6 protein-coding genes, 1 tRNA gene and 1 pseudogene are annotated in these 9,576 nt (G+C 64.2%); 5 read left to right on the top strand and 3 right to left on the bottom strand.

What is annotated here, in order from left to right; genetic code table 11:
* A pseudogene (locus VNZ93_RS11745) lies at positions 1-942 on the top strand (hypothetical protein); the annotation flags it as partial.
* Between the two features lie 57 nt (positions 943-999).
* Here the strand turns inward: VNZ93_RS11745 and VNZ93_RS11740 are convergent.
* Together VNZ93_RS11740 and VNZ93_RS11735 are read right to left on the bottom strand one after the other, a co-directional pair.
* On the bottom strand, positions 1,000-2,238 hold the full coding sequence (locus VNZ93_RS11740) for an NAD(P)/FAD-dependent oxidoreductase (protein ID WP_325704709.1): 1,239 nt from the start codon (positions 2,236-2,238) through the stop codon (positions 1,000-1,002).
* Positions 2,239-2,369: 131 nt separating this feature from the next.
* Positions 2,370-3,287, bottom strand: coding sequence for an MBL fold metallo-hydrolase (locus tag VNZ93_RS11735; RefSeq protein WP_325704706.1), 918 nt, complete (start codon positions 3,285-3,287; stop codon positions 2,370-2,372).
* A 216-nt stretch (positions 3,288-3,503) separates the two neighbouring features.
* On the opposite strand from VNZ93_RS11735, the gene VNZ93_RS11730 reads away from it, so the two are divergent.
* Positions 3,504-5,111 carry a winged helix-turn-helix domain-containing tetratricopeptide repeat protein gene (locus VNZ93_RS11730; protein WP_414710057.1) on the top strand — a complete coding sequence of 536 codons (1,608 nt, stop codon included), beginning with the start codon at positions 3,504-3,506 and terminating at the stop codon, positions 5,109-5,111.
* A 107-nt stretch (positions 5,112-5,218) separates the two neighbouring features.
* Complete coding sequence (locus VNZ93_RS11725; RefSeq protein WP_325704700.1) at positions 5,219-6,187, top strand: tripartite tricarboxylate transporter substrate binding protein; 969 nt, start codon at positions 5,219-5,221, stop codon at positions 6,185-6,187.
* A gap of 778 nt (positions 6,188-6,965) precedes the next feature.
* On the opposite strand, the gene VNZ93_RS11720 is transcribed toward VNZ93_RS11725, so the two are convergent.
* A tRNA-Pro gene (locus tag VNZ93_RS11720) sits at positions 6,966-7,042 on the bottom strand.
* Between the two features lie 103 nt (positions 7,043-7,145).
* Between VNZ93_RS11720 and VNZ93_RS11715 the strand changes: the two genes are divergently transcribed.
* Both VNZ93_RS11715 and VNZ93_RS11710 read left to right on the top strand, forming a co-directional pair.
* Positions 7,146-8,123, top strand: a complete 978-nt coding sequence (locus VNZ93_RS11715) for an L-threonylcarbamoyladenylate synthase (RefSeq protein WP_325704697.1) — start codon at positions 7,146-7,148, stop codon at positions 8,121-8,123.
* 22 nt (positions 8,124-8,145) lie between these two features.
* Entirely contained in the window at positions 8,146-9,555 is a 1,410-nt protein-coding gene (locus tag VNZ93_RS11710) for an FAD-binding oxidoreductase (RefSeq protein ID WP_325704694.1), read from the top strand.
* Positions 9,556-9,576 lie beyond the last annotated feature (21 nt).

Below are 9,576 nucleotides of genomic sequence, written 5' to 3'. Positions count from 1 at the left end.
CTTCGGCCCGGCACCGTTTACGCTGATCCGTACGGGCATCTCCTCATCATCGCAAAGCGCGTGCCGCAGACCGATGGCAATGCCGGCGTCTTCCTCGCCGTCGACGCACAGCCCGACGGCACGGTCTCACGCAAGCGCTTCTGGCGCGGTAACTTCCTGTTCGCGCAGGATCCGGCGCTCGGCGATCCGGGCTTCAAGCGCTTCCGCCCGATTGTGCGCGACAAGAACGGCGCCTTGCGCCGTCTCACCGTCGCGGAAATCTCCAAGAACCCGAACTATTCGGATTTTTCGCTGGAGCAGACGAAACTTTCGGTCGAGGGCTTCTACGACAAGATGGACGACGTGATGTCGCCCAACCCGCTCGATCCGCTGGGCGCAATGAAAGAGGCTATCACCTCGCTTGAGGAGCAGGTGAAGGCGCGCGTCACCTCGGTCGAGAACGGACGCAAGTATCAGCTGAGCGGCAAGGGCGATGCCTCGATGCCGGATGGCGCCGCGATCTTTGAAACCACCGGCGCGTGGGAAGACTTCGCAACTCCGTCCCGCGATTTGCGCCTCCTGATCGCAATGGACGTTGTGCGCAACTTCCCCGACCGTGTCGCGCGACGTCCCGAGCGTTACGCGATGCCGCACAACAAGAATGTCGATCAGGTGAAGGCCGAGTTGAAGGCTGTGCTGGCGCAGGAACTGTCGTCTCGCAAATTCTCCTATCCGCGCACGGACGGCTCGCAATGGACGCTGTCGCTGAAGGATGTGATCGACCGCATCGGCGATCTCGAAATGGCGTACAACGTCAACGATTGCGTCGAACTGCGCTGGGGCGCCAAGGAAGGAACCGAGGAGTTCGCGACCTGCAAGCGCAGGGCGCCGCAGGGCCAGCGCGCGAAGATGGTCGATTATCGCGCATGGTTCAGCGAGCGGCGGCGTCCGCCGCGGACCTGAGCCATTCACGTCGGCAATGTGGGGCGGATCGTGCGAGCGTCTCCGCCCCGAACTTCATCATGCGGCCAGCTCCTGCGGAGCCGGAGCTGCAAGATCGAGCACAAGCTCCGGTTCTGAAGCGGCGAAGATTTCGGCGCGATCGGCGCGCGGCGGATAGATCCAGACGGTGTTGATATCGCGCTTGAGCGACTTGGCCTGCGTGCCTGTCAGCTTCAGCTTCGCATTCCATCCGCGCGCGAAGATCGCACCGGCCGCGCCGAGATCGAGACACGTGACATAGGCAGCCTGCTCGTAGGGCTTGGGCGGCAGGCCGAGCAAGTCGGCGGCGGCGTTGTGGCCGGCGAACGCTCCAAGCCGCTTCGCGAATTGGCACGACATCGTTGCGACATTGCCGAGGTCGTCGCTTTCGGCCCTCGCGGTGTCGCCGGTGGCAAACACGTGGCCGACGCCCTGGACGCGCAGGTCGCGGTCAACCTGCAAGCGGCCGAGATTGTCGCGTGGCGCTGCGATTTGCGCGGTCAGCACCGACGCGCGCATCCCGGCCGTCCAGATCACGGTCGCGCTGTCGATGCGATCGCCGTTGGAGAGAACGGCGCCGGTTTCGTCCACCGATGTCACGCCGATACCAAGCATGGTTTCGACGCCAAGTTCGCCCAGCGCCTTCATGATCGCCGGGCGCGGATCGTCGCCGATCTGCTTCGCGATCGCCTCGCCGCGCTCGACGATCACAACCCGGATATCGGCGTCCTTGCCCAGAATGGTGCGCAGACGTTCGGGCATCTCGGTGGCGGTCTCGATGCCGGTGAAGCCGCCGCCCGCAACGACAACCGTGTTGCGCGCTTTTGACGCCGGACGGTCAGGCAACGCATGAAGATGCCGGTCGAGGCGGATCGCTTCCTCGATCATGTCCACGCCGAAACCGTATTCCGCCAGCCCTTGAATGTTCGGGCGGAAGCCGGTGCTTCCGGCGGCCAGCACTAGCCGGTCATACGGAAGGATGTTGCTCCCGCCGCCGGGCGCAGTGAAGACCACCGAGCCTGAGCCGGTGTTGATCGTCTCGACACTGCCCTGCACGTAACGGATGTCACAAACCGCGAACACCTCCGAGAGCGGCGCCTTCATCGTCTCCGGGTTTGCTTCGTAAAGGCGCGGACGGATCACGAGGAAGGGCTCGGGCGAAATCAGCGCGATTTCGAGTTCGCCCGGGCGGACTCCCTGCAGATCGCGAAGACGTGCGGCGGACAGAGCTGCGTGCATTCCGGCAAATCCGGCGCCGATGATGAGAAGTCGTTTCATGATCGAAAATTCCTTGTGATGTGTGGCGAGCACACGCGCGCGCAGGCACAGCGCTGCTCCTGCTGGCGCCTTCATCAGAAATGAAGGCGCCAGTTGTTCAACAGATGCAGTCGTTTTGGTTCAGCCGACGGTCAGTAGTCCCAGACAACCGGCACGCAGCGGAAGTGATCGCCGACGACCGCGACATGGCAGATGGACGGGAACGGCAGATGCGTGGCCACCAGCGGCTCGCGGGTCGCGGCCAGTTCGCGCATCAGTTTGATGCGGACGTGCGCAGACTCCTCCGGGTCGTGTTCGAAACCATTGTGCCAGTCGGGGTGATCGAACCCGACCTGAAACACGAGGTCGCCGGCGAAGGTCAGCCGGTCAGCGCCGGATGCGAGGCGCACGATGCTGTGTCCGGGCGTATGACCGCCGGTGCGGCGGACGATAACGCCCGGCGCCACTTCATATTCCTCTTCGAACGGCCGCAGGTTGTTGCGATAATCCTTCACGAACTGCTTCGCTGCACGACGAAGTGCGTCCGGGAATCCCTGCGGCATCACGGCGCGGGAGAAATCGGGCGATTCCCAGAATTTGAGTTCGGCGGCTGCCACGTGAATCCGCAGGTCCGGACGTAGCTGTTCCCTGATCCCGTCCACGAGCAGCCCGCCAATATGGTCCATGTGCATGTGGGTCAGCACCACATCGGTCACGGATGCGAGATCAATACCGGCGGCCTCCAGCCGCTGGACCAGCCGACCGGCTTGCGGCAGGTGCAGGTTCGGGTCCGCCCCGAGCCCGGCGTCGACGAGTATGGTCCGGCCGCCGCTGCGCACCAGCACCACGTTCAGTGGCCAATCGATCATGTCCGGCGACAGGAATTCGTCCTCCAGCCAGGCCGACCGGACGCCCGCGTCGACGTTGTGTGCCAGCGTTTTCGCCGGGATCGGCAACACCCCGTCGCTGATCACCAGTACGTCAATCTCTCCAATCTTCAGCGCGTAGCGCGAGGGAACCAGTTCATCGGGTGCCGGCCTGGCGGCGGGCGAGATGATGTCGAGGCTCATGTCTGTCTCCTGTTGACCGTCCTTACCCGCGGCCGTTGCCGGGGTTGCGATGGAGACGCTTTTGCCTGTCGCTGGCTCGAAAGACTTTGCAGGGACCTTGTCGTGCGCTTGGATTTCCCTTGAATATTCGTCCAAGCAGCGGTGGCCCGATGTGGCAAACGGTCATGCCCAGGCACTGACTGCCGTGCTATCAACGCTCGCCTCTATGACCGGTTCATGCACCGGGGGCGACGGAGCGCCTTAGTGCAATACATTTTCAGCAATTGTGCGCTCGACCTCGACCGGCGCGAATTGACCCGCGCGGCCGAGCCCGTGGCGGTCGGACCACAAGTCTTCGACCTGCTGGCCTATCTCGTGCGAAACCGCGACCGCGTCGTGAGCAAGGACGACCTTCTGGATTCGATATGGGGCGGACGCATCGTGTCCGAATCCACGCTCACCAGTCACATCAATGCGGTGCGCAAGGCGATCGGTGACAGCGGCGAGGAACAGCGCCTGATCCGGACGGTTCCCCGCAAGGGCTTCCGGTTCGTTGGCGACGTGACGGAGACCAGTGCTGCAGACTCTGAAGGTGGTTCGGGTACAGAGGCCTCGCGGGCGAACGAACCGGTGCCCGCGTTGACCCTGCCCGACAGTCCGTCGATTGCCGTCCTGCCGTTTCAGAACTGGAGCGGCGACCCCGAGCAGGACTATTTCGCGGACGGCATGGTGGAGGACATCATCACCGCGCTGTCGCGCATCCGCTGGCTGTTCGTGATCGCACGCAATTCGAGCTTCACCTACAAGGGCCGTGCCGTTGACGTTAAGCAGGTGGGCCGCGATCTCGGCGTGCGGTATGTCCTGGAAGGCAGTGTGCGCAAGGCGGGCACCCGCGTACGCATCACCGGCCAGCTCGTCGATGCTGCGACCGGTACACATCTTTGGGCGGAGCGTTTCGACAGCACGCTCGATGACATCTTTGCGTTGCAGGATCAGGTAGCCGCGAGCGTGGTCGGCGCACTCGCGCCGACGCTCGAGAGCGCAGAGATCGAACGCGCGAAGCGCAAGCCGACCGAAAACCTTCGCGCCTACGACTATTATCTGCGCGGCATGGCAAGCTTTCATCGCAGCACGAAGGAGGCCACCGCCGACGCATTGCAGCTGTTCGGGACCGCGATCGAGTTCGACCCGGATTTTGCGCCGCCCTATGCGATGGCGGCATGGTGCTATTTCTGGCGCAAGATCAACGGCTGGATGATCGATCGACCGTCGGAGATCGCCGAGGGCATCCGGCTGGCGCAGCGCGGGGCGGCGCTCGGCAAGGACGACGCCGTCACTTTGGCGCGTGCCGGGCACGCCCTTTCGCATTTTACTGGCGACGTCGAGAGCGGCGTCGCCTTACTCGACAAGGCGCTGGCGCTCAACCCGAACCTCGCGACAGCCTGGTTCATCAGCGGCTTCCTGAGAATCTGGCGCGGCGACCCTGAGGGCGCGATCGAGCGCTTCGAGCGCGGAATGCGGTTGAGTCCGCTCGACCCCGAAATGTTCCGCATGCAGGCCGGGATGGCGATGGCGCATCTTCTGGCAAAACGTTTTGATGTCGCGTCGTCGTTCGCGGAGAAGGCTATCCGGGAGCTATCGGGCTTCCTGATCGTGGCCGCCGTCATCGCGGCGAGCCATGCACTCGCGGGCCGGCAGACTGAAGCAGAGAAAGCCATGCATCATGTTCGCAAGCTCGATCCTTCGCTGCGCATCTCCAATATCAAGGATTGGCTGCCGATCCTGCGGCCAGGCGATCTCGTCACCTTCGCCGACGGGTTGCGCAAGGCGGGGCTTCCGGAATGACCGCACTGGCAGCAGGCGGGGCGGCCTGCCGCAAAACCATGCCGCATTGACCCTTTTGCGTGGAGGGGCTAGCCAAAGAGCAACCTTAAAAGCCTCGAGGAAACGCCATGCTCCGCCTGCTTGCCGCTACCGGCCTTGTCCTTTCGTCGCTTGCCGCGGTCCAAAGCCCGGCCCACGCGCAGACACCGGCAAAGGACTGGCCGCAGCGTAACGTCACAATGATCCTGCCGCTTGGCCCCGGCAGCGGCGTCGACATCACGACGCGCCTCCTTGCCGAAAAGCTGTCCGCAAAATGGGGTAAGCCGGTCGTGGTGGAAAACCGGCCCGGCGGCGACGCGATTGTTGCGATCAACGCCTTCGTGTCCGCCAATGACGATCACACATTCCTCATGGCGCCGACCTCGACTTTCACGGCGCATCCGTTGTTGCATCAGAAGCTGCCCTACGAGGCGACCGACCTCGTGCCGGTCGCGCGTGCCACCAACACGCTCATTGCGATCGGCGTGCCGGCTTCGCTCGGCATCAACACGCTCGCCGACTTCGTGAAGCTCGCGAAGGAAAAGCCCGGCCAGCTCAATTATGCCGGCACCACAGGCGCGGTCGACTTCGTCGTGTCGGGCTGGCTGAAGGACGCGGGCATCAATGTCGCCAAAATTCCGTACAAGGACGGCGTGCAGGCGCTGAACGATCTCGCGGAAGGCCGCATCCAGATCTATGGCGCGGCTTACGCGATCATGCGGCCGCAGGTTGCCGCCGGCAAGGTGAAGGTGCTCGCGCTCATGAACGCACAGCGCGCGCCCGCACTTGCGGATGTTCCGACGGCGAAGGAAGCAGGTTTCGATACACTGACGCTCGACGGACTGGTGGGACTGTTCGGCTCGAAGAAGATGTCGCCGGAAATTCGCGACCGCATCGCTGCCGATCTGATCGAGGCGGCGTCCGATCCTGAGGTGGTGAAGAAGCTGACCCCGATGGGTCAGGTGGTTCGGCCGGGGCCTGCCGCGGAATTCGCCGCCGAGATCAACGAGCAGCGCAAGCGCATCGCCGAATCGGCCAAGCTCGCCGGCGGGAAATAACGCGTCGAACGTTCGACAATCCGCTCCGTAGGGCGGGAGGGCTGATGGCAGATCTCAGCCCCCCGCTCACGGCCTTTCGGTGGTGAGGGTGGTGGCCCGTTCACGAGTGCCCGCGATGCCCTGCTCGGCGCGCTGCGTGTTAGGGCCGAAGCGTCCATCTCACTGAGAAAACGTGTCACCTGCAGAGTGAGGTCAGAAACCGAGCGCGCCCGAGGCCAAAACCCGGCGAGACCGGGCAGCGTTCCTGATTGGGGTATACTCTCGTGCCGAGCCGCGAAAGGAGCGTGACTGTGTTTGACGGGCTGCTCAATAACAAGGATGGGCTTAGAATGCCCTACTCGGTTGGCGATATGGTGTACTTCTGGACGGGACGGCGTTCACACGGGTACGCGATAATCACAGCGATGACTGAGGAACGTGTATTTCTCGAACCTGAGCCTGACGCCACGAAAGGCTCTGATTATCGTCTCCTTTATTCGGGTAGAGAGTGGTGGGCGCCCCGCAACCGGGGAGTGCTGCACCGTCAGATCGATACGCCCCCGCAGTTTTGGTACTCGAACTTCTAGCGCTGTTGTCCACATACCTCAGCAAAACCTTCCCTTAATGAACGGCCGGGTTCCTCGGGATGACCGTGGAAACTCTGATCGGAATTACGGCCACCACCACCCTGATTACAGGCTGGAAGTAGCGAACGCCCTCTCCATACGGCGGTCAAGACCAGTTGAAACGGACGTATCGGTGGCCGGGAAACAGCGGGGTTCGGGAACCCCTGAATAAATGGTCGGAGTGGCAGGATTTGAACCTGCGACCCCCTCGTCCCGAACGAGGTGCGCTACCAGGCTGCGCTACACTCCGACTTGGAAGGCCGGTCTTATAGCCACCGTCCGCCCGCCCTGCAAGGCACGGAGACGGCCTTATTTTTCATAACGGTGCGGAAAAAACCGGGTAAGACCCTGACATGCAGGTCCTGTCGAAAACCCGCCTCATCAAGGCCGTTCCGGGCGCCGCGCACGCGGCCGCCGAGTGCCTCGAACGGGGCGGCCTGGTCGCGCTGCCGACCGAAACCGTTTACGGCCTCGGCGCCGACGCCACGAACGGCCAGGCAGTCGCGCGGCTCTACGACGCCAAGGGCCGCCCCGCCTTCAATCCCCTGATCGCGCATGTCCCGGACATCGATGCGGCGCGGCAGATCGCCGTCTTCAACGCGGACGCCGAGGCTCTGGCCGCGGCGTTCTGGCCGGGGCCGTTGACGCTGGTGCTGCCGCGGGCGACGGCGTGCCCGGTGTCGGAACTGGCGACCGCGGGACTGGACACCATCGCTGTCCGGGTCCCGGACCACGCCCTCGCACGGGCGATCCTGCGCGCCTTCGGCAAGCCGATCGTTGCGCCATCGGCGAACATATCGGGGCACGTCTCGGCAACCACGGCGGCGCATGTCGCCACGGACCTCGACGGCAGAATCGACCTGATCGTGGACGGGGGACCTACGCCGCTCGGCATCGAATCGACCATCGTTGCCTGTCTCGACGAGCCGACCATCCTTCGCCCCGGCGGCCTGGCGCGCGCGGACATCGCGGCGACGCTCGGCCGCGAGCCCGCGCAAGCATCTGAAACGGCGGAGCAATCGCCGCTCGCGCCGGGCATGCTGGAAAGCCATTATGCGCCCCGGACGCGGCTTCGCCTCGACGCGAAAAGCGTCGAGCCTGACGAAGTGCTGCTCGCCTTCGGCACGCCGCTTACTGGCGCTAAGGCCACACTGAACCTCTCCGAAGACTCCGATCTCGCGGAAGCTGCGGCCAATCTGTTCGGCTATTTGCGGCAGCTGGATGCGATAGGCGCAGCGGGAATCGCCGTCATGCCGATACCCCATGAAGGCCTCGGCGAGGCGATCAACGACCGGCTGCGCCGCGCCGCTGCACCGAAAACTCTCCCCTAATCTCATCCTCGTAGAAGTGCGCATGCTCACGCCAGACAAGGACCTGATCACGAAGTTCACCGCGATCGTCGGCGAGAAATACGCCATCACCGATCCGGACGTGCAATCGGCCTATCTGCACGAGCAGCGCGAGCGCTGGCCGGGCCACTCCCCGCTCATCCTGCGCCCCGAGTCCACCGCGCAGGTCTCGGCGATCCTCAAACTCGCCAACGAGACCCGCACCGCGATCGTGCCGCAGGGCGGCAACACCGGCCTCGTCGGCGGGCAGGTCGCGCTCAACGGCGAGATCGTGCTGTCGCTCAACCGCATGACGCGCATCCGCGAGGTCGATCCGGTGACCAATACGCTGACCGCCGAAGCCGGCGTCACGCTTCAGCGCGCGCGCGAGGCCGCGGCGCAAGCCGACCGGCTTTACCCGCAACTCCTCCCCTCCGAAGGCACCTGCACGATCGGCGGCAATCTCTCGACCAACGCCGGCGGCACCGCCGCGATCGCACATGGGGTCGCACGCTCGCACGCGCTCGGCCTTGAAGTCGTGCTGGCAGACGGGCGCGTGCTCAACAACCTCAACAAGCTGAAGAAGGACAACACGGGCTACGACCTGAAGAACCTGTTCATCGGTGCGGAAGGCACGCTCGGTATCATCACCGCAGCGGTGCTGCGGCTCGTGCCGCGGCCGCGTTCGGTCGAGCTTGCGTTTTTCGGTGTCCCGTCCGTACAGGCTGCGGTCGATCTGCTCGGCCTCGCCTATGAGCGCGCGGGCGCGCAGGTCACGAGCTTCGAACTGATGACGCGGATGAATGTCGATCTCGCCGTGCGATTCATCGAAGGCACGCGCGATCCGCTCGACGCGCCGCATCCCTGGTACGTCCTGATGGAGCTGTCATCGCAGACCGAAACCGGCTTGCGCGATCTCGTCGAAGCGATTTTCGAGGCTGGCGTCGAACGCGGGCTGATCATTGACGGCACGATCGCCGAGACGCTTGAACAGGCCAAGGCAATCTGGCGCATTCGCGAGGAAGCCGGCGATGTGCAGAAACGCGAAGGCGGCTCGATCAAGCATGACGTCTCGGTGCCGGTCGCATCCATCCCGGCCTTCATTGCGGAAGCGAGCGCCGCTGCGGTCGCGGTCGTGCCCGGCGCGCGTCCGATGCCGTTCGGCCATGTCGGCGATGGCAACATCCATTACAACGTGACGCAGCCGCCCGGCATGGACAAGGCCGCGTTCATGGCACGCGAGGAGGATGTCCAGCGCGCGGTGTTCGGCATCGTCGCGAAATACGGCGGCTCGATCTCGGCCGAACACGGCATCGGCATCGCCAAGCGCGAGTGGCTGCCGCGCGTGAAGGACCAGACGGCGCTCGAATTGATGCGTCAGTTGAAGGCGACGCTCGACCCGAACGGAATCCTCAATCCGGGGAAGGTGCTCTGAGCACCGAATGTCCGCTTTGCG

The sequence above is a fragment of the Pseudorhodoplanes sp. genome, from assembly GCF_035565795.1.
Lineage (GTDB): Bacteria > Pseudomonadota > Alphaproteobacteria > Rhizobiales > Xanthobacteraceae > Pseudorhodoplanes.
The sequence above is the reverse complement of the archived record's forward strand: the minus strand, read 5'-3'. Positions and strand labels throughout refer to the sequence as shown.

What these genes read in the sequence shown, in the direction of transcription:
- VNZ93_RS11710 (WP_325704694.1), top strand. Translation starts at nt 8,146, where the DNA reads ATGCTCACGCCAGACAAGGACCTGATCACGAAGTTCACCGCGATCGTC.
- VNZ93_RS11735 (WP_325704706.1), bottom strand. Translation starts at nt 3,287, where the DNA reads ATGAGCCTCGACATCATCTCGCCCGCCGCCAGGCCGGCACCCGATGAA.
- VNZ93_RS11730 (WP_414710057.1), top strand. Translation starts at nt 3,504, where the DNA reads ATGCACCGGGGGCGACGGAGCGCCTTAGTGCAATACATTTTCAGCAAT.
- VNZ93_RS11725 (WP_325704700.1), top strand. Translation starts at nt 5,219, where the DNA reads ATGCTCCGCCTGCTTGCCGCTACCGGCCTTGTCCTTTCGTCGCTTGCC.
- VNZ93_RS11740 (WP_325704709.1), bottom strand. Translation starts at nt 2,238, where the DNA reads ATGAAACGACTTCTCATCATCGGCGCCGGATTTGCCGGAATGCACGCA.
- VNZ93_RS11715 (WP_325704697.1), top strand. Translation starts at nt 7,146, where the DNA reads ATGCAGGTCCTGTCGAAAACCCGCCTCATCAAGGCCGTTCCGGGCGCC.